The organism is Gulosibacter chungangensis, assembly GCF_008831155.1.
Lineage (GTDB): Bacteria > Actinomycetota > Actinomycetes > Actinomycetales > Microbacteriaceae > Gulosibacter > Gulosibacter chungangensis.
Window position 1 is genome coordinate 107,943 of the sequence record NZ_WBKB01000009.1, and the last position, 22,443, is coordinate 130,385.

The 22,443-nt window shown below is 65.2% G+C and carries 22 protein-coding genes, 1 tRNA gene and 1 pseudogene; 22 read left to right on the forward strand and 2 right to left on the reverse strand.

What is annotated here, in order from left to right:
* On the reverse strand, positions 1 to 387 hold the full coding sequence (locus F8O05_RS12835; protein ID WP_318655825.1) for an ArsR/SmtB family transcription factor: 387 nt from the start codon (positions 385 to 387) through the stop codon (positions 1 to 3).
* A gap of 526 nt (positions 388 to 913) precedes the next feature.
* Here F8O05_RS12835 and F8O05_RS12840 point away from each other — a divergent pair.
* From F8O05_RS12840 to F8O05_RS12945, 22 genes and pseudogenes are all read left to right on the forward strand, one after another.
* A complete protein-coding gene (locus F8O05_RS12840) occupies positions 914 to 1,123 on the forward strand; it encodes a heavy-metal-associated domain-containing protein (RefSeq protein ID WP_158053144.1) in 210 nt (69 codons plus the stop codon).
* Complete coding sequence (locus tag F8O05_RS12845; protein ID WP_158053145.1) at positions 1,123 to 2,058, forward strand: hypothetical protein; 936 nt, start codon at positions 1,123 to 1,125, stop codon at positions 2,056 to 2,058. Before F8O05_RS12840 ends, F8O05_RS12845 begins: the two co-directional genes overlap by 1 nt.
* 50 nt (positions 2,059 to 2,108) lie before the next feature.
* A complete protein-coding gene (locus F8O05_RS12850) occupies positions 2,109 to 4,379 on the forward strand; it encodes a heavy metal translocating P-type ATPase (protein WP_158053146.1) in 2,271 nt (756 codons plus the stop codon).
* A 52-nt stretch (positions 4,380 to 4,431) separates the two neighbouring features.
* Positions 4,432 to 4,683 carry a YHS domain-containing protein gene (locus F8O05_RS12855; RefSeq protein ID WP_158053147.1) on the forward strand — a complete coding sequence of 84 codons (252 nt, stop codon included), beginning with the start codon at positions 4,432 to 4,434 and terminating at the stop codon, positions 4,681 to 4,683.
* A gap of 68 nt (positions 4,684 to 4,751) precedes the next feature.
* Positions 4,752 to 5,093: a metal-sensitive transcriptional regulator gene (locus tag F8O05_RS12860; RefSeq protein ID WP_158053148.1), complete on the forward strand. Its 342-nt coding sequence runs from the start codon at positions 4,752 to 4,754 to the stop codon at positions 5,091 to 5,093.
* Positions 5,094 to 5,132: 39 nt separating this feature from the next.
* Positions 5,133 to 6,284, forward strand: a complete 1,152-nt coding sequence (locus tag F8O05_RS12865; RefSeq protein ID WP_158053149.1) for an FAD-dependent oxidoreductase — start codon at positions 5,133 to 5,135, stop codon at positions 6,282 to 6,284.
* A gap of 3 nt (positions 6,285 to 6,287) precedes the next feature.
* Positions 6,288 to 7,484 carry an MFS transporter gene (locus tag F8O05_RS12870; RefSeq protein ID WP_158053150.1) on the forward strand — a complete coding sequence of 399 codons (1,197 nt, stop codon included), beginning with the start codon at positions 6,288 to 6,290 and terminating at the stop codon, positions 7,482 to 7,484.
* 203 nt (positions 7,485 to 7,687) lie between these two features.
* A pseudogene (locus F8O05_RS12875) lies at positions 7,688 to 8,125 on the forward strand (YdhK family protein); the annotation flags it as partial.
* A 64-nt stretch (positions 8,126 to 8,189) separates the two neighbouring features.
* Positions 8,190 to 10,472 (forward strand): heavy metal translocating P-type ATPase, encoded by a 2,283-nt coding sequence (locus F8O05_RS12880; protein WP_225735908.1) that lies wholly within the window; start codon positions 8,190 to 8,192, stop codon positions 10,470 to 10,472.
* 10 nt (positions 10,473 to 10,482) lie between these two features.
* A complete protein-coding gene (locus F8O05_RS12885; RefSeq protein ID WP_158053151.1) occupies positions 10,483 to 10,794 on the forward strand; it encodes a metal-sensitive transcriptional regulator in 312 nt (103 codons plus the stop codon).
* Between the two features lie 97 nt (positions 10,795 to 10,891).
* Complete coding sequence (locus tag F8O05_RS12890) at positions 10,892 to 11,236, forward strand: ArsR/SmtB family transcription factor (protein WP_225735909.1); 345 nt, start codon at positions 10,892 to 10,894, stop codon at positions 11,234 to 11,236.
* 16 nt (positions 11,237 to 11,252) lie between these two features.
* Positions 11,253 to 11,771: a carboxymuconolactone decarboxylase family protein gene (locus F8O05_RS12895; protein WP_158053152.1), complete on the forward strand. Its 519-nt coding sequence runs from the start codon at positions 11,253 to 11,255 to the stop codon at positions 11,769 to 11,771.
* Between the two features lie 9 nt (positions 11,772 to 11,780).
* Positions 11,781 to 11,851 (forward strand) — tRNA-Cys (locus tag F8O05_RS12900).
* A 628-nt stretch (positions 11,852 to 12,479) separates the two neighbouring features.
* Complete coding sequence (locus F8O05_RS12905; RefSeq protein WP_158053178.1) at positions 12,480 to 12,863, forward strand: ArsR/SmtB family transcription factor; 384 nt, start codon at positions 12,480 to 12,482, stop codon at positions 12,861 to 12,863.
* Positions 12,864 to 12,865: 2 nt separating this feature from the next.
* Complete coding sequence (locus F8O05_RS12910) at positions 12,866 to 13,807, forward strand: cation diffusion facilitator family transporter (protein ID WP_158053153.1); 942 nt, start codon at positions 12,866 to 12,868, stop codon at positions 13,805 to 13,807.
* A gap of 54 nt (positions 13,808 to 13,861) precedes the next feature.
* Complete coding sequence (locus F8O05_RS12915) at positions 13,862 to 14,317, forward strand: DUF6153 family protein (protein WP_158053154.1); 456 nt, start codon at positions 13,862 to 13,864, stop codon at positions 14,315 to 14,317.
* A 92-nt stretch (positions 14,318 to 14,409) separates the two neighbouring features.
* Positions 14,410 to 15,006 (forward strand): DUF305 domain-containing protein, encoded by a 597-nt coding sequence (locus F8O05_RS12920; protein ID WP_158053155.1) that lies wholly within the window; start codon positions 14,410 to 14,412, stop codon positions 15,004 to 15,006.
* A gap of 111 nt (positions 15,007 to 15,117) precedes the next feature.
* Entirely contained in the window at positions 15,118 to 15,738 is a 621-nt protein-coding gene (locus F8O05_RS12925; RefSeq protein ID WP_158053156.1) for a CueP family metal-binding protein, read from the forward strand.
* 123 nt (positions 15,739 to 15,861) lie between these two features.
* Positions 15,862 to 16,185, forward strand: a complete 324-nt coding sequence (gene trxA / locus F8O05_RS12930) for a thioredoxin (protein WP_158053157.1) — start codon at positions 15,862 to 15,864, stop codon at positions 16,183 to 16,185.
* Positions 16,186 to 16,304: 119 nt separating this feature from the next.
* Complete coding sequence (locus F8O05_RS12935; protein ID WP_158053158.1) at positions 16,305 to 16,679, forward strand: metal-sulfur cluster assembly factor; 375 nt, start codon at positions 16,305 to 16,307, stop codon at positions 16,677 to 16,679.
* A gap of 79 nt (positions 16,680 to 16,758) precedes the next feature.
* Positions 16,759 to 17,847 (forward strand): 3-dehydroquinate synthase family protein, encoded by a 1,089-nt coding sequence (locus F8O05_RS12940; protein ID WP_158053159.1) that lies wholly within the window; start codon positions 16,759 to 16,761, stop codon positions 17,845 to 17,847.
* Between the two features lie 16 nt (positions 17,848 to 17,863).
* On the forward strand, positions 17,864 to 18,586 hold the full coding sequence (locus tag F8O05_RS12945; RefSeq protein WP_225735910.1) for a hypothetical protein: 723 nt from the start codon (positions 17,864 to 17,866) through the stop codon (positions 18,584 to 18,586).
* A 765-nt stretch (positions 18,587 to 19,351) separates the two neighbouring features.
* On the opposite strand, the gene F8O05_RS12950 is transcribed toward F8O05_RS12945, so the two are convergent.
* On the reverse strand, positions 19,352 to 22,402 hold the full coding sequence (locus F8O05_RS12950) for an RHS repeat domain-containing protein (RefSeq protein ID WP_158053160.1): 3,051 nt from the start codon (positions 22,400 to 22,402) through the stop codon (positions 19,352 to 19,354).
* Positions 22,403 to 22,443 lie beyond the last annotated feature (41 nt).

Below are 22,443 nucleotides of genomic sequence, written 5' to 3' on the forward strand. Positions count from 1 at the left end.
CTATTTCTCCTTCGTTCCGTTTGTGGTGATCTGGGGGTCTCTGAGATGCGCGCACAGCGACATATGAGTGCCTGTCGCTCCCAGAAGTTCTTCGGTGGCGACAATGACGGTGCTCAGCTGCTCGGGCTGAGCAAGCGAGTACCAGGATGCCCGACCGTCCGGGCGGGCTCGCACGAGCTTGCATTCGGCGAGGAACCTCAAGTGCTTGCTGACGGTGGACTGGGCAACGCCCATGTGATCCACCAAGTCCCGCACTCGATGCTCCCCGGACGCAAGATGCTGCAGAATCGCCAGCCGCGCGGGCTCCGACAACGCCTGGAAAAGATGCGCGTACAGCTCACCCGCGACGCCATCTAGGCCTCTCGAAGCCCTACCATTCATCGACATTTGACGATGGTATCGCAAGAAATCGATGGGATCAATATTTTTGCGAAGGACGTTTTGGGTTCATCGCGGCTCTGGCGCTACGGACAGATCTTTAGGGCGGCGAGGAACTTGCGTGTCTTCGCCAAAATCGAAGGTAGTTGCAGGGTGGACGGAGTTGATCGTACTTTCATTCCGGCTTGGCTAATGTTCCGGATTGGGTATCGCCCCGAGGAGGGCTCGTGGCTGCTTCTGCGAGGGCGTGCGCTCTTGGGGTTAGGGGTGCGACTCGTTCTGTATCTCTGCGTACGGGGCGGGTTCAGCCCATGTGGGGTCGCCGGTGCTGGTACCTGGGGCCTCGTTGGCGTGGCTGGGGCGACGGGTCATGGCATGCGCGCTTCGCGGACTGCCCCCGTGCTGGCTAGCGGGAGGGGGTGATGTTAGGCCCGCAGGGAGGGGTGTACCGGGATTGCGGGAATACCTTGGTGGGGTATAGGGTTACTGTTTGTACACGTACCCGGTAGGGGTACCTTTAAGAGGAGGATATTCCATGACTGCGAACGAGTATCAGGTGACGGGCATGACCTGCGGGCACTGCGAGATGTCGATCCGTGAAGAGGTCAGCGAGATCGCCGGCGTCGAGGAGATCCAGGTCAGCGCGCAGACGGGCAAGCTCGTCGTGACAGCCGAGGGCGAGATTGATGACGCCAAGGTGCTCGCCGCGGTCGAGGAGGCCGGGTACTCGGCGGTGCGCGTCTGATGAACGCGGGTTCAAGGCTCGCGCTCTACGGGGCAGGGTTGGTGGTGGCCTTCGGCGGGGCATTTGCGGTCGCCGGGGCCATCATCCCCGACAGCACCGTTGCCGCGTGGGCAGAAGGAAGTGACATGAACGAGCATGGTGAGAGCCAGCCCGGAAACCAGTCGCAGTCCAACGTGCAGGACCTTAAAGGCCTGTCGCTTGACGCTGATGGTTTTGTGCTTTCGCCAGTGAAAGCTCCCTCCGAAGTGGGCACCCAGGGGGCACTGAGTTTCCAGATCCTCACGGCCGCTGGTGAGCCGGTGACGGAGTACACCGAAGCCCACGAGAAAGATCTTCACCTGATTGTTGTCCGCTCAGATGGTGCTGAGTTCCGGCACGTGCACCCGACGCTGGACGCGATAACCGGTACATGGTCAGTCCCGTGGTCTTGGGATGAGGCGGGTACCTACCGGGTATACGCCGACTTCACTCCGGGTACGGAGGGTGCGGAAGGCATCACCCTGACTCGTTCAGTTGACGTCGCCGGCGATCTTTCGCCTGCAACGCCGGAGGTGCAGCGAGTCGCGGAGGTCGACGGATTCACTGTCACACTCGATGGTGATCTCACCGCCGGTGAATCAGCGGAACTCATGATTTCAGTCGAGCGTGATGGCCAGCCAGTGACAACACTGGAACCGTATCTGGGGGCGTTCGGCCACCTGGTGGCGCTGCGTCAAGGAGATCTCGCCTACCTGCATGTCCACGCCATGGGTGATGAGCCTGAAGCCGGCGAGACCGCAGGACCTGACATCGGGTTTATGGCCGAGGCGCCGACAGCAGGCCGCTACCTCTTGTATCTGGATTTCCAGGTCGAGGGGAAGGTGCACACCGCCGAGTTCGTGGTTGATGCCGGCCACGGCGACGGGTCACCGTCAGAAGACGAAGGCGGCCACTAACCCTAATGGGTTGGCCGTCGCAACGAGGAAGCTGAAAGAGAAGGAAGAGGATGAGCACATCAGCACCGCCCACAGGCGGGCCGGACATCGAACTGGAGATCGGCGGGATGACCTGCGCCTCCTGCGCGAACCGGATCGAGAAGAAGCTGAACAAGCTCGATGGCGTCTCAGCGACGGTCAACTACGCCACTGAGAAAGCAAAGGTCACCGTCCCCGAGGGGTACGATCCAGCCCTGCTGATCGCCGAGGTCGAGAAGACCGGCTACACCGCTGCCATGCCGCAACCCAGGAAGCGCCAGGCTGCTGCGGGGGCCTCTGACGATGAGGACGCGCCCGACCACGAGCTTATCTCGCTGCGCCAGCGACTCATTGGATCGATCGTGCTGACCGTTCCGGTGATTGCGATGGCGATGATCCCTGCTTTGCAATTCAACTACTGGCAGTGGGCCTCGCTGGCCTTGGCCGCTCCGGTCATCATCTGGGCTGCGTGGCCGTTCCACAAAGCCGCCTGGACGAACCTTAAGCACGGCACCGCGACGATGGACACGCTCATCTCGATGGGCACTTCGGTCGCGTTGCTGTGGTCGGTCTACGCTCTATTCTTTGGCACCGCAGGCATGCCTGGCATGACGCACCCCTTTGAATTCACGATTGCTCCTTCCGACGGCGCGGCGAACATCTATCTCGAGGTCGGCGCGGGTGTGACAATGTTCATCCTCGCGGGACGCTACTTCGAGAAGCGCTCGAAGCGTCAGGCCGGAGCTGCGCTCCGCGCCCTGCTCGAGCTTGGCGCGAAGGAAGTTTCCGTGTTGCGCGGTGGTGTCGAAGTGAAGATCCCGACCGAGGAGTTGCAGGTCGGTGACGAGTTCATCGTGCGACCTGGCGAAAAGATCGCTACCGACGGGATCGTGACCTCCGGCACATCTGCCGTGGACGCTTCGATGCTCACGGGCGAGTCCGTGCCCGTGGAAGTCGGCGAGGGTGACACCGTCACGGGTGCCACCGTCAACGCTGGCGGCCGTCTCGTCGTGCGCGCCACGCGAGTAGGCTCCGATACGCAGCTTGCGCAGATGGCGAAGCTTGTCGAAGATGCCCAGACCGGCAAGGCAGAGGTGCAGCGTCTCGCCGACAAGATCTCCGGGGTGTTCGTGCCGATCGTGATCGTGATCGCCTTCGTCACACTCGGGGCCTGGCTTGGGGCTGGCTTCCCAGTCGCCGCCGCGTTCACCGCCGCGGTGGCGGTGCTGGTGATCGCCTGCCCGTGCGCACTGGGTCTGGCCACTCCGACCGCTCTGCTGGTCGGTACCGGTCGCGGAGCGCAAATGGGCATTCTCATCAAGGGCCCGGAAGTGCTCGAGTCGACCCGCAAGGTCGACACCGTGGTGCTGGACAAGACCGGCACCGTGACCAGCGGCAAGATGACCCTCGTTGACGTAGTCACGGAGGCCGGTGTGGATCGTGCCGAACTGCTCCGCTTCGCGGGCGCGCTCGAGGATGCATCAGAGCACCCCATCGCCCAAGCGATAGCTAAGGGAGCCACGCAGGAAGTCGGTCAGCTCCCCACTCCCGAAGACTTCGCTAACGTCGAAGGCAAGGGCGTACAAGGCATCGTCGACGGCACTCCGGTCGTTGTTGGGCGCGAATCGCTTCTTGCCGATTGGGCGCAGCAGCTCTCTCGCGAGGTCGCTTCTGCGAAGGCGCGTGCCGAGGGCGAAGGCAAGACCGTCGTTGCGATCGGCTGGGACGGACAGGCCCGCGGCATCCTCGTCGTGGCCGACACCGTCAAGCCAACGAGCGCCGAGGCGATTCGCGGGCTCAAGGAGATCGGACTCACGCCGATTCTCCTGACCGGCGACAACGAGGCCGTGGCGAGGCAGATCGCCGCCGAGGTTGGCATTGACGAGGTCATCGCCGAAGTGCTCCCCAAGGACAAGGTCGACGTTGTCGCCCGACTGCAACGGGAAGGCAAGATCGTCGCGATGGTCGGCGACGGCGTCAACGACGCACCCGCACTCGCGCAGGCCGATCTCGGACTCGCGATGGGTACCGGCACAGACGTCGCGATTGAGGCTTCTGACATCACGCTCGTCCGCGGCGATCTCCGCGCCGCTGTCGATGCGATCCGCCTGTCGCGAAAGACCCTGTCGACGATCAAGACCAACTTGTTCTGGGCATTTGCCTACAACACTGCGGCGATCCCCGTCGCGGCGTTGGGAATGCTCAACCCTATGCTCGCAGGTGCGGCAATGGCGTTCTCGAGCGTCTTTGTCGTCGGCAACAGCCTACGCCTGCGCGGGTTCCGCAGCGTCACCAAAAAGTGACGCGAACTCACCCACCTCACCAAACCAACAATCAAGAAGGAAATGACGAATAATGAGCAGCTGCTGTTCCACCAACAACACCAACCCCGCCGTTGACGGCACCGACCGCGAGAACCTGCTCGGCGGGTCAAGCGAGGACACCGCCACCTGCCCCGTGATGGTCGGCACCCCCGTCGTCAAGGCTGTTGCCGAGGCGGCCGGGCTGTATCGCGACTTCGAGGGCCAGCGCTACTGGTTCTGCTGCGCCGGCTGCGGCCCCGCGTTCGACTCGGACCCTGCAAAGTACGCCGCCAACGTGGCGTAATACACCAGTGGTCGGGTGCCTCAGCTGTCGAGCTGAGGCACCCGACCGTCAAACCGGAGTACAACAGTATGACCATCACAACCCCCGCCGTTGATCTCTGTCCGACGGGCGAGCACGGTGAGAACGCCGTGCACGGCTACATCACCGACAAACCGAAGTACCGCAACCGCCTCCGCCGTCTCGAAGGCCAGGTGCGCGGCATCGACCGCATGGTCGAAGAGGATCGCTACTGCATCGACATCCTCACCCAGATCTCCGCCATCCAGAGCGCGCTCGAGAGCGTCGCCCTGGGCTTGCTGAAAGACCATATACGTCACTGCGTCCTCGACGCAGCCGTGATCGGCGGCCCCGCCGCCGACGCGAAGATCACCGAAGCAACCGAGGCTATCGCGCGCCTCGTGCGCTCCTAGAGCTCACCGCACCACCTCACTAGTCCCGGAGTTCCAGACATGAACAGTACCCAGCACATTCTCATCCTCGGCACGGGAGCTGCGGGAGCTGCGGCCGCCCGCAGTCTCGCCGGCCGAGAAGATCTTCGGGTCACGCTCGTCGGGGAAACCGGGGTCACCCCATACACGAGGATGCTCATCAAGGGCATCGCATTCGGCGTGACACCGCCAGACATGATTAAGATTCCTCTACCCGAAGTTGACCTTGTTTCGGACACCGTTGTCGAGGTCGATACCGGCTCTCAGGAAGTGCAGCTCGCCTCGGGTCGACGACTGAACTATGATGCGGTCATTGTCGCTACCGGCAGTATCGCGCGACCGCTTCCAGCCAATATCACCGGTGGCTCCGCATTTTTCGAGACAGGCCGCGTAAGCGCGCTTCATTCGATAGAGGACGCACTACACATCCGTGACCTGCTCGCTGGACTCGGCCGTCCCGCCCGCGTCGCAATCTACGGTGGGGGAATCATCGCCGCTGAAAGTGCGTCGTCGTTGCGAGAAGCTGGGCATTCAGTCATGCTCATCAACCGCAGCGCCATCCCTGGGGTGGGCGCGTTTGGTGCTCCCGTCGCTGAGCGTCTCGCCGTCGAGCATAGCTCGCGCGTGCTCACCCGATTCGGACGCACAATCCAGCACATTGACGTTAGCGACGGAGGCGTCGCGATCACGCTCGATAACGACAGCTCTGTCACGGCGGACCTCCTCTTGCTTGCACTTGGAACTGCCGCTGCGGCTCCGGCGCCGTGGACCGATGGCATCGAAGTGGATGATCGTCTCCGCGCCAAGACCGCGCATGTATACGCAGCTGGCGGGGTTGCGACGCACCATGACGACGCACTCGGCACCTGGCGTATCGACCACTGGGACGACGCAAGCGCTCAAGGTGCGCACGCCGCCCAGGTCGCCCTGCACGAGCTCGGCCTTGCCGACGACCCCGGCGCGTACCTGCCGCGCAGCCCTTACATGGCGATGGTCTATGGCCAGATGATCACCGGGGTCGGCTACCTCGGCGACGCCGACACCCACGTCGAGGACGGCGAGGAGTTCGTCGTGCGCCACGAGCAGGCCGGCACGGTCATCGGCGTCACCGGCATCGACGCTGTCGGCACCGTCTACCAGTGGGGCCAGCGGTTGCACGGCGTCCGAGCCTAACCGATGCCCGCAAGCTGCACCCGCCGGAGAATCCCTAGGCGGGGATTCGCGCTCGCGCTGGCGGCCACCATTCTCACGATGGCCGCAGCTAGCGCGCCGTCGCTGTTCTACCCCGAGATCGCCGACCGCCTGGCTCTCACACCTGTCGCTATGACGCTGGTCTTCGCGGTTTACGCCTTCACGTTGCTGGCCGCCCTGCTCTACCTCGGACCGCTCTCCGACCGACTCGGCCGACGGCCGGTCGTGACCGTCGGATCGCTGCTGCTCGCGGTAAGTTTGCTCATGTTCTGGACGGCCGGCAGCTTGGCAGTGTTTCTCGCCGCAAGAGCCCTGCAGGGCGTCGCGGCCGGTCTGCTCATCCCGGCGTTGTCGGCGATGATGATCGACTTCGAATCCGCGGCGCAGTCACATGTGGCGGCGCTGTGGAACACGATCGGCCCGATGATCGGCCTCGGCGGCGGCGCTCTGGGAGCAGCGATCCTTGTAGATCTCACCACGGACCCGGAGGTCGCGGTGTTCGGTAGCCTGACAGCCGCATTCGTGCTCCTGGCCGCGACGGTCTGGACGACACCGGAACTTGTTGACCGAAGCCCGATCGCACGCGGGGAGCTGCGCCCGCATTTCCGGGTGCCGCCCCAGTTGCGCGGTATGTTCGCAGCCGGTGTGCCCGCCATTGTCGTAGGATGGGCCACCAACGGCCTCTTCCTTGCCCTGGGAACCGGGCTCGTCCGCGAGGAGTTCGGAGGCTCCACCCACACCCATGCCGGGATCGTGATCTTCGTCCTGGCGATCTCCGGTGTCACCGCGTCCCTCCTGCTCTATCGGCGCACGGCGCGCACCATCAGCCTCTACGGGACGAGCGCCCTGGCGATCGGCACCGCGGCGAGCATCGGTGCGCTCGCGCTGCACTCCTATCCCGCGTATGTGGCTTCCGTTGCCCTCGTCGGCTCAGGCTTTGGCACCGCCTTCCTCGGCGTTCTGCGTACTCTCATGCCTCACACCGGTAGCGCGGAACGGGCCGCGGTGATGGCCGTGATCTACACCGTCTCCTACCTCGCATTCGGCGTGCCGACGATCATCGCTGGCCTGCTCGTCCCGCAGCTCACCCTCGCCGGCACCATGATCACGCTGGGTGCCGTCATCGTCGCCGTCAGTGCTGCAGCCACCCTGCTCCGATCCCGCCTGCCCGAACGAGGCTGACGCACCCTCGCCCCCGTTACAGGTGGGCGCGAGCAAGGATGACGAGCCGAAACCTGCAGGATTCTCCCCATTGCCAGGTACCCCATAGGGGTATATGGTTGGTAGTGAACCAGACATTTCATCTCGCGCACATCTCGTGCGCTGGCGCACCACCGTTGCGAGGAAATCACGGAGAGAAAGGCGGCAAAGACATGGATCACTCGATGATGGACCACCCGATGGATGGTGGGCCCGCGCCCGAGGGCATCGAGGAGGCGGTCGACCCGACGTACCCTGTCGGCACCGAGGTTATCCTGACTGCCGACCACATGGCAGGCATGGACGGGGCGCGCGCGACGATCTCCGGGGCCTTCGACACCGTGACCTACTCAGTGAACTACACACCGACGAGCGGTGTAGAGCCTGTGCTCGACCATCGCTGGGTCGTGCAGGAGGAGCTCGAGAACGTCGGAGACGAGCGCCTGGCCGACGGCACCGAGGTCATTCTGCTCGCCGATCACATGAGCGGCATGGCGGGCGCGCAGGCCACGATTGCCTACTCGACGGATGAGACCGTCTATATGGTCGACTACGAGGTTGACGGCATGAAGATGACGAACCACAAGTGGGTCGTCGAGAGCGAGATCCGACCCGCTTCCTGAACGGTCACCGTGTGGCGACGTCTTCGTCGCTACACGACCGGAGTCGGATGATGAGGAGCATACAATGACAGATCCGAACACACACGACCATTCGCGCCACGAGCACTCGGGCAGCGGCGGATCCGCCCCCGCGCACGGCGCCCACCACGCTGCTGCGGCACAGTCCGGCAAGGCGACTGAGCTGCATCGCGCCAGCACGGAGCACAACGAGCACGCCGCGCACAGCGAGCATGAGGGGCACGGCCGGACGGCAGAGCGCGGTGGGCACGAAGGCCACGCCGGGCATGAGGCGCACGCCGGACACGGCGGGCACGAGAGCGGCGACGGGCATGAGGCGCACGGTGGTCATGGCGGGCACGCGGGGCATGGCGACCACGTCGGCCAGTTTCGGCGGCTGTTCTGGATCAACCTCGTCATCGCTCTCCCCGTTGTCCTTTTCTCGCCGATGTTCGGCATGGTGCTCGGCTACGAGGTGCCTGGCTGGGCGGGCTGGATCGCCCCTGTGCTCGGTACGGTCATGTACGGCTGGGGAGGCTGGCCGTTCCTGACCGGCGCATGGAGCGAGATCAAGAGCCGCAAGCCCGGCATGATGCTTCTGATCGCTCTCGCAATCACCGTGGCCTTCTTTGCGTCCTGGGCCGCGACACTGGGGCTTGTGCACCATGAGCTTGAGTTCTGGTGGGAGCTCGCGCTGCTGATCGTCATTATGCTGCTCGGGCATTGGATCGAGATGCGCTCCCTCGCCCAGACCACCTCCGCGCTGGATTCCCTCGCCGCCCTCCTGCCCGATGAGGCCGAGCGGGTCGAGGGCGATGACATCGTGAAGGTAGCCCCAGCGGATCTCGCCGTCGGCGACGTTGTTGTCGTGCGGCCCGGCGGCAGCGTGCCTGCCGATGGTCGCATTGTTGACGGCCGCGCCGCGATGGACGAGTCCATGATCACCGGCGAATCAAAGCCCGTCACGCGCGGCGAGGGTGAGACCGTCACCGCCGGTACCGTCGCGACCGACTCCGGCCTGCGCATCGAGATCACCGCCACCGGCGATGACACCGCCCTGGCCGGCATCAATAGGCTCGTCGCCGAGGCGCAGAACTCGTCCTCACGCGCCCAGCGCATCGCCGATCGCGCCGCGGCCCTGCTGTTCTGGTTTGCCCTCGCCGCCGCGGTCGTTACCGCGGTCGTGTGGACGCTCGTCGGGGATCCCGACGCCGCCGTAGTGCGCAGCATCACTGTGCTGGTGATCGCCTGCCCGCACGCGCTGGGGCTTGCGATACCGCTGGTGGTCTCCATCGCGACTGAGCGCGCCGCACGTGGTGGCGTGCTCATCAAGGACCGTTTGGCACTCGAGTCCATGCGTCAGGTAAACGCAGTGCTCTTCGACAAGACCGGCACCCTCACCAAGGGGGAACCCACCGTCACGGGTGTCGAGCCCGCTGGCGGCCTCGACACGGACCGGGTGCTGGCCTTGGCTGCGTCCGCCGAGGCCGATAGCGAGCACCCGCTCGCGAAGGCGATCGTCGCCTCCGCGAAGGAGCGCGGTCTCGCCCTCGAGCCCGCGAGCGGCTTCTCCTCTTCCCCGGCGGTCGGCGTTACCGCCACGGTCGATGGCCATGAGATTCGTGTCGGCGGCCCCCGCCTGCTCGAAGAGACCGGACAACCCGAGACCGGTGCGGCCGATGCCTGGCGCGAGGAGGGGGCGATCATCCTGCACGTCCTGCAAAACGGCAAGATGATCGGCGGCCTGAAACTCGCCGATGAGGTCCGACCCGAGTCTCGCGACGCCGTCGACGCACTGCACAAGCTTGGCGTCGAAGTCGTCATGATCACCGGCGATGCCGAGGCCGTCGCGCAGGAGGTCGGCAAGGAACTCGGCATCGACCGCGTCTTCGCCGGCGTGCGCCCCGAGGACAAAGCGGCGAAGGTCTCCCAGCTGCAGCAAGAGGGCAAGAAGGTCGCGATGGTTGGCGATGGCGTCAACGACGCCCCCGCGCTCGCGCAGGCCGACGTCGGCATCGCGATCGGCGCCGGCACCGACGTCGCCATCGCCTCGGCCGGGGTCATCCTCGCGAGTTCCGACCCGCGCAGCGTGCTCTCGGTTATCGAGCTCTCGCGCGCCGCATACCGCAAGATGAAGCAGAATCTCTGGTGGGCCGCCGGTTACAATCTCATCTCGGTGCCGCTGGCTGCCGGTATCCTGGCTCCGGTGGGATTCGTGCTTCCGATGTCGGTCGGTGCCATCCTGATGTCGCTGTCTACCGTCGTGGTCGCGCTCAACGCGCAGCTCCTGCGCCGCATCGACCTCACCCCCGAAGCCAGCACCCGTTCCGTTCTGGAACGCGAGAAGTAAGGACATGCCCATGTCAACCGAGAGTGAGAGCGCGGCCGCCACCCACGGCTACATCGACGACAAGACCCCGTACCTGCAGCGCATGAAGCGCATCGAGGGGCAGGCGCGCGGCATCGCGAAGATGATCGACGAAGAGAAGTACTGTATCGACATCCTGACCCAGATCAGCGCCCTCACCCGCGCCGTGCAGGGCGTCGCCACGGGACTTCTCGACGACCATCTCAAGCACTGCGTGCTCGACGCCGCGAAGCTCGGTGATGACGCGGCCCTGGCGAAGATCCAGGAAGCCACCGACGCCATCAACCGGCTCGTCCGCTCCTAGGTGCCTCGAGCGGGGATCGGGGCCGTCCCCTGATCCCCGCGGCTCACATGCATGGCTTGACTTGATACCCGGTAGGGGTACAGGGTAACCTAGATGCATGAGGGACGCACAGCACGAGAAAGCAACGTATGAGACTCCGCATTTGGACTCAGCCGTTTCCGTTTTCGCGCTCCTGGCTGACGCTGTGCGCGTGAAAATCGTGCTCGCCCTCCGCGACGTCGAGATGACCGTCAACCACCTCGCCGATATCGCCGACCTCGACGCCGAGTCAGTGCTCCTCGAGCTCACGGCGCTCGAGGACGTCGGCATCATCACCCACGAACCTGATGGCCGCCGCGACTTCTACCGGCTCACCAACGAGCGCGCTGGCGCCCTTGCTGCTAACGCAATCTTCCACGCGCAAGACCGCGACGCAGCGCTGCAGTCCATAGTCCCCGCCTAGACGAAGGAGGCTCTATATGCCCCGATTCTCTCGACTGACCCCCTCGTCGGCTGTGGGAGCTTCGCGCGAGCTGCTCGGCGAGCTCGTCGAACGGCACGGCACCGTCGGCGACATGGTCTCCACAATGGCTCACTCGCCCGCGGTGCTCGGCGGGTACCTGCAGCTGAGCAAAGCGATGCGACGCGCCAAGCTCGACCGCAAGATCAGTGAGCTCATCTCGATTGCCGTGCAGTCGCAGCAGGGATGCGGCATGTGCCTGGGATCCCACATCGAGGCGGCGCGCTCCCTCGGCCTCAGCGAGGACGCCATCACTGCCGCGCAACAGGGCACCTCGATCATCCCAGCCATCGCTGCGATGATCCGACTCGGCCTACAGGTGTACCGCGAACCCACCTCGATCACCGACGTAGAGATTGACGAGCTGCGCGCCTTCGGGTACAGCGACCGCGAGATCGCCGACGTTGTTGGCGTCGTCTCTCTCAACATCCTCACCGGCGCCTTCAATCTGGTCGCCGGACTCACTCCCGGCGATTGAATCGCCCCTGGTGCCTTGGCCGAGTGGTTAGGCAGCGGCCTGCAAAGCCGCCCACACGGGTTCGAATCCCGTAGGCACCTCCGTGACGGAATCCTCGACTTCTGCCGGTAGCGCTCCTCCTCCTGTGCCAGAAGTGCCGGGCGGGCTCCCGAATTCAGAAACGTCCTCCCTCGTCAGGAATGTGTGGCTGTATCGTCGTGCTGCAACTACAGTTCCGAGAGGTGGGCGAGTCGCATGCCCTCGGCGGGGATGTAGTAGCCGAAGATAGGGTCGATGACATCACCAGCGTGTGTGGAACTCCTCTCTGCCAGATCCGGCCTCGTCTAGTACTTGCATGTAGAGCGGACCTGGGGCGGCACGGATCGGGTATCCTCGTGGTTCCTGTCGGCACTGGTCAGGCGGAGGGGGTAACCCGGCTCGCCACGCGTTTCGTCGACGTCGCTAGCGACCCAAGCCAAATACTTGAAAACCGCGGCATCGCCCGGTTCTGCTTTGGCGCCAACGACTGCCGGCGAACCAGGTGTGAGCGCCGAGCGGTAGAGGCGCCGTGGCTGGGGCTGGAGGCCTCCCTCCCTTGCCTGTGCGCTCGGCGGGACTCTCAACCACCGCGGTGGCACCCGTCATCTGCAGCTGCTCGCCGTTGCGGTGATCGAGTACATATTTCTACTCGACATAATCGCACCCTAGCGATATGATCGATATGTGACGATGGTAATAGAGCAACGCGCCATTCTGGATGAGCGGGCAACAGCCTCGTACGCGCACCTTTTCCAGGCCCTCGCAGATCCGACCCGCCTGTCGATTGTGCAGCACCTTGCCGCCGGTGAGCACCGCGTGCGTGACCTCGTCGAGCACCTGGGGCTCGCGCAATCGACTGTGAGCAAGCATGTCGGGTTCCTGCTTGAGTGCGGCCTCGCGGCCATGAGGCCGGAGGGGCGGTCGACCTGGTATTCGCTGTCCGACCCTGCGCGCCTTCGGGGGCTTATCGCCGCCGCAGAAGAGGTGCTCGACGGCGCCGGCACGCAGGCCGTGCTCTGCACACATCTACGACGTCCCCACGACCACCGCGACACGGAAACGGAGAACAACTAGACATGGGTGCAGGACATAACCACGGGCCCGATCCCAGCGAGACCGGACATCCGGGAGACTTCCGTAAGAAGCTCTGGATTGCATTCTCGATCACCGCGACCATTGTGGTCGCCCAGGCGGTCGGCTCGATCGTTACCGGTAGCCTCGCGCTGCTCACCGACACGGCCCACGCCATCACTGACGCCTCCGGCCTGCTCGTCGCGCTCATCGCGGCCACCCTGATGCTCAAGCCGGCGAACTCCAAGCGCACCTGGGGGTTTCGACGCATTGAGGTGATTGCAGCCCTCGGACAGTCGGCGCTCCTGCTCATTGTCGGCACCTACGCCGCGATCGAGGGTATCCGGCGCCTCTTCGAGCCGCCGGAGGTGCCCGCGACCGAGCTGCTGTTTTTCGGTATCGTCGGCCTCGTCGCGAACATCATCGCCATCACGATCCTCGCCTCGAGCCGGGGCGCGAACTTCAATATGCGCGCCGCGTTCCTCGAGGTACTCAACGACGCACTCGGCTCTCTCGGCGTTATCATCGCTGCGATCGTCATCGCCACCACCGGCTTTATGCAGGCCGATGCCATCGCCGGTCTCCTCATCGCCGCCTTGATCGTGCCCCGCGCCTTCAAGCTCATGCGCGAAACCGCCGGAGTGCTCATGGAGTTCACCCCCCAGGGGCTCGACCTTGATGAGGTGCGCAAGCACATCCTGGCACTCGACCATGTCAAAGACGTGCACGACCTGCACGCCTCAACGGTCGCCACCGGCCTGCCGACGCTCACCGCGCACGTTGTCGTCGATGACGAGTGCTTCACCGACGGGCACGCCGCCGAGACGCTGCGGGCGGTCAAAGACTGTGTTGCTGAGCACTTCGAGGTCTCCGTTCCCCACTCGACCTTCCAGATCGAGACCGAAGACATCGCCGAACACGAACCCACCATCGCGAAGCACGACTAGCGGAGGGGAACAGTCTTCGGGAGGGAGCACATTTCCAGCTTTCATAGTACCCCCATGGGGTACTATGAAAGCGTGGTCGTTCGAGGCAAACTCCGCCCCGCGCACCGCCTGATCGGTGCCGCGTGGAGATGGATCCTGCCCGCGGCCGCGGCACTGTTCATGATCCTCGGACTCCTCGGGATGCACTCGATCGCTCCACACGCGGGGGACTCGACTGAGCCGCAAGCAAAGCACTCGAAGGTCGTAGATACTGGGCATGCCGGGGGAACGGCCCAGGCCGCGTCAGGCACAGACGCGTGCGCCAGCTGCGGCGACCACGCCCCCGACGGCGGTATGGCGCTGATGTGCGGCATGATCCTCCTCGCCATCATCGGGCTCACCCTCATCCGGCCGATCCGACGCATCCTTGCTCGGCTGCCGCGCCTGCTCCTGCGTATCCGGCCCCCGCAACTCCATGCCGGCGGCCATCTCCGCCCCTCCCTCGTGTTCTTGTCGATCAGCCGCACCTGAGTGGTGCCCCGCCGCCCCGGGTCCCTCCGGGCTGGCACGCGCATGCCCGCACGCAGTGCGGGAGACCACCCATTGACTTGAAAGGCACAGATATGCAGAAGAAGACCACCATTCTCACACTCGCCTCGGCATCGCTCGCCGCGTCGCTCCTGCTCGCCGGCTGCAGCAGCACCCCGGCCGAAACCCCCGCCACCGACTCAACATCGGCACCGAGCAGCGACGTCTCCACGGAAGCGAACACGGCGGACGAGATGTTCGCGATGATGATGATCGAGCACCATCAGCAGGCCGTCGAGATGAGCGACATCATCCTCGCAAAGGACGACGTCGCCTCCGAAGTCGCCGATCTCGCCCAGCGCATCAAAGACGCCCAGGGGCCGGAGATCGACCGTATGAACTCCTGGCTCGAAACCTGGGGCGCCTCCGACATGAGCGGCATGGATCACGGTGCCAGCATGGACGGGATGCTCTCCGAAGAGGATCTACAGGCGCTCGAGGCCGCCGACGGACCGACCGCCTCCAAGCTGTTCCTCCAGCAGATGATCGAGCACCACGAGGGGGCCGTGAAGATGGCAGAAACCCAGCTCTCCGAAGGGAAGAACCCCGACGCGCTCGAACTCGCCCAGCAGATCATCGACGCGCAGACCGTGGAGATCCAGGAGATGCGCGACCTGCTCGACACCCTCTAGTCGATATGGTGCCGGGGCGACAGTGCAGCTGTCACCCCGGCACCACGCCCTGATCCGTCCGGCGTCGGAGCCGACACAGCGTATCCGACGCTTCTCCACCCAGGAGCCCTTATGCCTACACCGCACACGCCTCGTATACTGCGTGGACTGCAGCTTTCCGCGATCTCCGTGCTCACGCTCGGGGCCGCGGCCCTCACCGGTTGCGCCAGCGCTGTACCCATTACGAGCGTCGCAGGTCCCAGTACCAGCGACGATTTCCTGATCGAGCACGGCCTCGGTGGGCTCGACGTGCGAGAGCTCGTCGACGAACTCGACCGCACCCCGCTCGCCGAGCGCTCCGAAGAGTTCGCCTCCTCGATCACCGCCGAAGCGCTGATCCTCAGCGATCAGCATGAGCACACAGCCGAGCTCCCACTGCCCGACGACCTCGTCTACGTCTCCATCGCGCCCTACGCCACGCAGACCCACGACTGCTACAACCACAGCCCCACCGGGTGCATCGGTGAGCTGCAGAACGCGGAGATCACCGTCCGCGTAACCGACGCGGCCACCGGGGACACGCTCGTCGACGAGGCAGTGCAAACCTACGACAACGGCTTCGTGGGATTCTGGCTGCCCCGCGACCTCGAGGGTACCCTCACCATCACGCACGACGGCATGAGCGCCAGCGAAGCGATCTCCACCGCCGGCGGCAAGGCAAAGACTTGCATCACCACGATGCATCTCACCTAGCCCAGACGCGCCCGTGGCGCGTCTTCACAAGATCATGGGAATACCCCATAGGGGTAGGGCGTTGGGGGGAATGCACCCGATCACCCTGACGTTCGTGCGATCGCCGCGCGGAAAGGAACCAGTATGAGTCAGCCCATCACCATCAACGAGCAGACCTTCGCTGAGGTCGTGCTCCAGAGCGACATCCCCGTGCTCGTCGACTTCTGGGCAGCCTGGTGCGGGCCGTGCCGCGCCCTCGCGCCGATCCTTGACCAGATCGCGGCCGAGCAGGACGGCAAGCTCCGCATCGCGAAGCTCAACGTCGACGAGAACCCAACCATCGCCGCCCAGTACAAGATCAGCTCGATCCCGGCGCTCAAGGTGTTCCAGAATGGCGAGGTCGTCCGCGAGATCGTCGGCGCTATGCCGAAGCCCGCACTCGAGGACAAGCTCGCCGGCATCATCTGAACGAACGGCCTTACGAATAGTCGCCCTGACGACGCCGATCAGCGGGGGTGCGAGGCATCTCACGGAGGCTGCTCAGCATCCCCGCTGTCGTTTCACCGCGCGAGCACGACAGGAGGCGCATGACCCCGCCCCGGACCACCGCGGAGCCTGCCGGCGACGAGCGAATGCGACAGCTCCAAGCTGCGCGCGACGCACTCAGCTACGTCTTCGACCCGGAACTCGAGGTCGACCTCGTGAACCTCGGCCTGGTGTACGGCATCGAGCACGACGCCGACGGGACGATCGTGCTCACGCTCACGCTCACCACCCCCGAATGCCCGCTCACCCATCGAATCGAGCAGGATATCGACTTCCACCTGAAGCACGTCGTCCCCGCCTACCGCATCAGCTGGGTCTGGATTCCGCGCTGGCACGAGGGCCTCATCACAGAGGAGGGCCGGGACATGCTGCTCACGGCCGGCTACCGCGTTTCCGTGCGCAAGTTCGGGCTCTGAAGCAGCACTCCACTAAACTGGATCTATACCCCTACCCCGTAGTGGTTAGACCTTGAAAGAACAGGAGGGGCCGGCTGGCATGACTGAGGAACTGGCGAATGACACCACGACGGTGATCGAGGTCGACGGCGAAGCCACCTACCCGATCCTCGTCGGCCGCGGGCTCCTCGACTGCGTACCGGCGCTGCTCGGGCCGCAGCCCGCGAAAATCCTCATCGTCCACTCGGCCGCCGTCGGCCGCGTCGCCGAAGACCTGCGCGATGCGCTGCAACCCCACTACGGGCAGGTGCTCCTCGCCGAGGTACCCGACGACGAACCGACCAAGCGCATCGAGGTCGCCTCCTTCTGCTGGCAGATCCTCGGTCAGGCCGAGTTCACCCGCACCGACGCCGTCATCAGCATCGGGGGAGGCGTGGTCGTCGACCTCGCCGGGTTCGTCGCTTCCGCCTGGCAACGCGGCCTACGACTCGTGCAGATCCCCACCACCGTGCTCGCAATGGTCGAGGTTGCCATCGGCGGCGAGAACGGCGTGAATACCGCCGAGGGCAAGAACGCCGTCGGCACGCTCTACCCGCCCGCGGCGGTCGTCTGCGACGTCGATCTGGCCGTCACGCTTACGCGCGCGGAGATCCTCACCGCCTTTGCCGAAATCGCCAAGTGCGGCTTCATCGCCGAGCCCGAGATCCTTGAGCTGCTCGAGTCCGACCTCGAACGCACTACCGACCCCTCGACCCCGGAGTTCCGACGTGCCATCGAGCTTGCCATCCGGGTCAAGGCCCGCGCGCTCTCGCACGGCGGCGGGGGAGCGGAACTGCTGCACTACGGCTATGCCCTCGGGCGCGCGATCGAGCACGCCGAACGCTACCAGTGGCGCCACGGTGCCGCCCTCGCCGTCGGCATGATGTACGCCGCCGAGCTCGGCCGCATGACCGGGGCCCTGTCCGACGCGGCCGTCGAACGGCACCGGAAGATCCTCTCCTCGCTCTCGCTCCCGTTGACCTACCCCGCCGGGCGGTGGTCCGGTCTGCTCGCCATGATGCAGCGAGGCGCGCAGGCCGGGCCGGGGATGCTGCGCTTCGTCGTGCTCGATGACATCGCCAAGCCGCGCGTGCTCACCGGCGTCGATGATTCGATGCTGCAGTTCGCGTACCAGGAGGTCTCGAGTTAGATGCGGCGGCACGACAATGGCTGAGCACTTGATCCTGGCCGATCCGCAGTCGGCCCGCGACGCGCTCACCTTCGCCGGACGTGCGAAGCAAGTGGGCGACGAGGCCGTGCGGCTGCAAGCCTCCCGCGGCACTTTGGCGATGTACGCCGCCGCGCTCACCCCACGAGGGCTCTTCGATGGCACCCCGCTAATCCTGGTGCTCCGCGTGCTCCGCGCCGACCCCGAACTCGAATGCGACCTCACGGTCGACTCGCTCACAGAGACCATCGACCCCCGCGCTCTGCGCCTTCCCGACCTCGCGGTGGCTCGCAGTTGGGCGGCCGTCGACGTCCCGCGCTGCGGATGGACACGCACCGAGGAGATTCCCGCCACGGTCATCCGCGAGCTCGCGCAGGCCGGCAACTCCGACGTCGCCAAAGCCCTCCCGCTCAACCCTGGACAGGACGTCGTCAGCAAGGTGCGCAGCCGAGTCTGGGGAGAGCAGGCCGAAGAACTCGCCCAACTCCCCAAGGGAGTCGCATTCGCGGCCGCGACCTTCGGATTTCTCGGTCAGTCGAGTGAGCGGGCCTCCGTCTGGCGCGCCGGCAGGTGGACTCGGGTGAGCCTCAGCCGGGGCCATGTCCTCTACCGAGGACCTGTCGCGGTGGGCCTCACCGAGGTTCGCAGAACCGGCTCCCACCGCCGCAGAGCTCATGGAGTGCTGTCGCCCATGATGCCGCACCGCGTCAGCATCCACTGAAACAAGTTCCGCCACACCACTCGGCGGGTATGCCTGGAGTGCAGGCTACTAGACTCCCGCACCTTGCGCACGAAGGTCGCGCCCGTTTCGCTCGTGGGTTGCCACGTCGCTAGTTCCGTCCTTGCTTGCCCCGTGGATCGCGTTGAGTCGTGTGACTGCGCTTCCCGCAGAGGTATGGATTCACCGTCTGAGCCGTGATCAGGATGCCAAGTAGCTCATCAGGACGATCGACCATGAAACCGGATGCGGCGTGCTAGAACATCTCAGCCTTGTCATGCGCACGGCCTCATCGATACCCCATCGTCTCCCCGAGGAGTGTCTCGACCAAAGGATGCCTGCGCACCATCGCCACCGCATGCTCCCGGCCCTGCGTAGTCAGAATCGCGACACCATAGGGAGCAGGCTCACAAAGGGCCTGCTCGGTGAGCCTCCGAACCATGTCTGACGCCGTGGCTTGCTTTAAACCCATCAGCTTCGGCTTCACCGCGGCCTCAGACGGCATGCCAGAACCCAGACGGCCTTCAGAGAGTCCTGAGTGCTCGCAGACAACCCAGACACCGACATAGCGCCGGATTGACTCGCCGAAGAGCTAGCTCGGTCAGATGTACCTCACGCTCCGAGAGGTGACACGTATCCAAGAGAACATGCGTTCTTCGTGGTGGGGTCGGGATGCCACTTGCCGCACAGGAAGGTCCGCTGTGACGGCCCCACTCCTTTCGCAGGATGCTGGGCCGCCTCAGCAGACGAGTGGCTATCTTTCTGAAGTTACTCGTTGAGCAGGTCCTCGAGGGTCACCAACTCGGGCTCTTCACCCCCTTCCGCGTTCTCAGCAGCTTCGCGGCGCTGGGCGAGACGGCGCCCGAACAGCAGCACCGCGCCGGAAGCGATGAGACTCAGCGCTGCAGCGGCACCGACTCCGATCAGCCACCCGTCGGCCCCGGTCTGCGCGAGTTCCCGTTGCGGGGTCTCCTCCACGGGGGTCTCGGGAGTCACCGGTACTTCACTGACGACGGTCGTCTCACCCGGAGTACCGCAGAGCCCACGGTGGATGCTCTCCCCGTTGGTGTCGAGCAACGTCTCGATCCAGAAGTAGGTGCCGACCTTGTCGAACACGACCTCGGCGGAGGCGTACTCGCTTGGCCCGGTCACCGCGATCGGAGACTCCCAGGTGTCGAACACGCGATTGTCCACCTCGCACACCGCCTCGTCGCCGTACTGCCGGTACGCCTCGAACACGAGGGTGGTGCCCTCGGGCACCGGGCCGGTGACGATCGCGACATCGTGCGCGGGCTCACCAAGCACCACGTTCGCGACTGCCTTCGTCGTCACCGTGAGCTTCTCGCCCTCGGTCACGACGGTGGTCTCACCGGGCGCCCCGCAGGCGCCTTCGGAGAGCACTTCACCGTCGGCGTCGTAGAGCGTTTCGACCCAGTACACGTTCCCCGCCGACTCCACAGATGTCGTGCCGGAGGAATAGACGGCGGGCTGCGTGACCGGAATCTCGTCGCTGACGTAGAACGGTTCCGCCTCGCACAGCGGTGCCTCATCAGCGGGCACGGGCCCGTAGGCACGGAACACGAGGTACGCGCCCCCGGGGATTGTGCCCTGCACGAGGGCGGTGTCCTCGAACGGCTCCCCGACGAGTGCCGACGGCGTCGCCTGCGTGATCACCGATACCGGAGCCTCGTACTCGGGCTCTTCCGGGACGAAGAACCGTTCCCGGATATCTGCTGGCGACGACTGGTACGGGTGCACCCGGTCGTCACCGTCGAAGGAGCTCACGATCACGTAGTATCCCGGCTCGGTCGGTGTGATCCGGTCCACGTCGGTGTACCCGATCTGGTACACCCCGTTTCTCGCCGGGGTGTCCACGCGCGTCAGCACCGGCGCATCCGTGAGATCGAGGTCGTCGGTGAGGACGGTATCAGTGGCGAACGGCCCGTACGCGGTGTGCGTGATGGTTTTGGTATCCGCTCCCCAGTAGCCGTCGCCCTTGAAGTCGGGGTGGTTGTCGGGGAACCCGGAGACGATGATCGTGTCGAACGCGCGCCCACCCTCGTGGACGTTGTACTCGCGCAACTGGCTGGTCGTCTCGATCGGATGCCGGACGCTGGTCGACTCCACTGGGATGCCGTACTCGTCGATCCAGTCACCGGCCAGGTAGTCCCGCAGCTCTTCCGGCTGCGCAGCGAGACGCACCTGCCATACCCATGTCACGAATCCCGCATTCGGGACGATCACCTCCGGGGACGTGTACACACCGGGCCCGTCCGCAGTGACGGTCACCTCGCCGACCGGCACCGCGGACGGGTCGACGGTGGGGGACTGGGCGGGTGGGAGCGTGCCGGGCACCTGGTAGAGGGTGCCTTCGAAGATCACCGGGATGTGCGCTCCACCGATCTTCAACCAGGCGCCGTTGCTCGAGGACACGGTGATCGTGTCGGTCACCGTGTCGCCGGGAATGACGAGCCGCTGATCGGCCTCGGACACCGCGATCGGCTGGAACGGCACGATACTGGTCTCCGGCACCAACCCGAAGCGGTCACGCACAGAGTCGGTGAGGTACTTCGCGTACTGCCCCTGTGCGTTCTTGTCGATCTCCCACACCCAGGTGTAGAACCCCGACTCGGGAGCCGTGATCGTCGCCGGTACGTCATACACGCCCGCGCCGGTGAGCGTCAGCTCCACCTGCCCGGCCATCGGCGCACCCGCGGGGGCTGCGTCTGCTTCGGCGGGCTGCTCGTCGAACGGCCCGTAGAGGGTGCCGACCGCGTTCACCGGTACCGGGGTGCCGTTGAGGTGGATCCAGGTGCCTTTGGACAGGCCGACGGTGACCTGGTCGGCGAACGTGTCGCCCTCCGCAACGTACCGGGAGGACACCTGAGTGGTGATCGTGGGCTGGAAGTCCAGCTCGATCACCGGGGTCCGGGCGTGTGCGTCAAGCCCCATCGGGGATGCCCCGCCGAGCAGCCGCTGCTGTCCGGGGGTGTCGTAGAGGTGCACCCGTGCGCCGAGCCCCGCAGCCGGCACGGTTGCGGATGCTTCGATTCGGTAGGAGGGAGCCCCGTCGGCGGGGGTGCCGGTGATCGGGAAGCTGCCAGCACCGAGAGCCCTGGTGGATTGCCCGTTGGCGAACACCGCATTCGAGAGCGTCACCGTCCCAGACAGCGACGAAGGCGACGCCGACACGGTGAGGGTTCCCTGGTACTGGTCGGCCATGTCGATCGACACCGACACCTGCGGGTTGACCGCATGATTCGCGTTCGCCTGCGCCCGCATCTGGGCGAGGTTCGCAAGCACCTGCGGACGGTTCGCCGCGGGAGCACGGGCGACGTAGTAGTCGTCACCGGACATGCCGTGGCTGTTGTAGGGAACGGGGTCTGCGACCGACCACACATACAACTGCACCGCAGCGGTGACGTGCGGATCGCCGGACTGCCCCCACATCGCCATGACGTAGTTCAGCTTCGCCAGCTCCGTCGCGCTCAAGTTGAAACCGCTGTGCGAGTTCAGTTCCTCGACCGTCACAGGTCCTGTGGTATTCCCCCATGGCGCTGCCGCACCGAGGTCCATGCAGTACACCTGGGTGCCGTCGTTCGCGATGAACGCCCCGATCGACCCGTTCGACCCGTACGGGTCGCCGAAGCCGGGCCCAGGTGTCGCCGCCTGCGCTGGGGATACGGACCCGAGTGCGAGGCCGGTGATCATGAGCAGCCCAGTGAGCAGCATCGCCACCCACCGGGCCAGCGCCCTTCCCGGCGGATACCCCGCCCCTGGTCCGTGTGCGGCATCCGTGTGGAGCACTTCGACGCTCATCCGTTTCCTCCTGCGTGCTGTACGAGACAGGCAGCCCGTCT

Bases quoted from the DNA above. Each gene is read 5' to 3' on its own strand.
- F8O05_RS12835 (WP_318655825.1), bottom strand. From the start codon at position 387: ATGTCGATGAATGGTAGGGCTTCGAGAGGCCTAGATGGCGTCGCGGGT.
- F8O05_RS12840 (WP_158053144.1), top strand. From the start codon at position 914: ATGACTGCGAACGAGTATCAGGTGACGGGCATGACCTGCGGGCACTGC.
- F8O05_RS12845 (WP_158053145.1), top strand. From the start codon at position 1,123: ATGAACGCGGGTTCAAGGCTCGCGCTCTACGGGGCAGGGTTGGTGGTG.
- F8O05_RS12850 (WP_158053146.1), top strand. From the start codon at position 2,109: ATGAGCACATCAGCACCGCCCACAGGCGGGCCGGACATCGAACTGGAG.
- F8O05_RS12855 (WP_158053147.1), top strand. From the start codon at position 4,432: ATGAGCAGCTGCTGTTCCACCAACAACACCAACCCCGCCGTTGACGGC.
- F8O05_RS12860 (WP_158053148.1), top strand. From the start codon at position 4,752: ATGACCATCACAACCCCCGCCGTTGATCTCTGTCCGACGGGCGAGCAC.
- F8O05_RS12865 (WP_158053149.1), top strand. From the start codon at position 5,133: ATGAACAGTACCCAGCACATTCTCATCCTCGGCACGGGAGCTGCGGGA.
- F8O05_RS12870 (WP_158053150.1), top strand. From the start codon at position 6,288: ATGCCCGCAAGCTGCACCCGCCGGAGAATCCCTAGGCGGGGATTCGCG.
- F8O05_RS12880 (WP_225735908.1), top strand. From the start codon at position 8,190: ATGACAGATCCGAACACACACGACCATTCGCGCCACGAGCACTCGGGC.
- F8O05_RS12885 (WP_158053151.1), top strand. From the start codon at position 10,483: ATGTCAACCGAGAGTGAGAGCGCGGCCGCCACCCACGGCTACATCGAC.
- F8O05_RS12890 (WP_225735909.1), top strand. From the start codon at position 10,892: ATGAGGGACGCACAGCACGAGAAAGCAACGTATGAGACTCCGCATTTG.
- F8O05_RS12895 (WP_158053152.1), top strand. From the start codon at position 11,253: ATGCCCCGATTCTCTCGACTGACCCCCTCGTCGGCTGTGGGAGCTTCG.
- F8O05_RS12905 (WP_158053178.1), top strand. From the start codon at position 12,480: ATGGTAATAGAGCAACGCGCCATTCTGGATGAGCGGGCAACAGCCTCG.
- F8O05_RS12910 (WP_158053153.1), top strand. From the start codon at position 12,866: ATGGGTGCAGGACATAACCACGGGCCCGATCCCAGCGAGACCGGACAT.
- F8O05_RS12915 (WP_158053154.1), top strand. From the start codon at position 13,862: ATGGGGTACTATGAAAGCGTGGTCGTTCGAGGCAAACTCCGCCCCGCG.
- F8O05_RS12920 (WP_158053155.1), top strand. From the start codon at position 14,410: ATGCAGAAGAAGACCACCATTCTCACACTCGCCTCGGCATCGCTCGCC.
- F8O05_RS12925 (WP_158053156.1), top strand. From the start codon at position 15,118: ATGCCTACACCGCACACGCCTCGTATACTGCGTGGACTGCAGCTTTCC.
- trxA (WP_158053157.1), top strand. From the start codon at position 15,862: ATGAGTCAGCCCATCACCATCAACGAGCAGACCTTCGCTGAGGTCGTG.
- F8O05_RS12935 (WP_158053158.1), top strand. From the start codon at position 16,305: ATGACCCCGCCCCGGACCACCGCGGAGCCTGCCGGCGACGAGCGAATG.
- F8O05_RS12940 (WP_158053159.1), top strand. From the start codon at position 16,759: ATGACTGAGGAACTGGCGAATGACACCACGACGGTGATCGAGGTCGAC.
- F8O05_RS12945 (WP_225735910.1), top strand. From the start codon at position 17,864: ATGGCTGAGCACTTGATCCTGGCCGATCCGCAGTCGGCCCGCGACGCG.
- F8O05_RS12950 (WP_158053160.1), bottom strand. From the start codon at position 22,402: ATGAGCGTCGAAGTGCTCCACACGGATGCCGCACACGGACCAGGGGCG.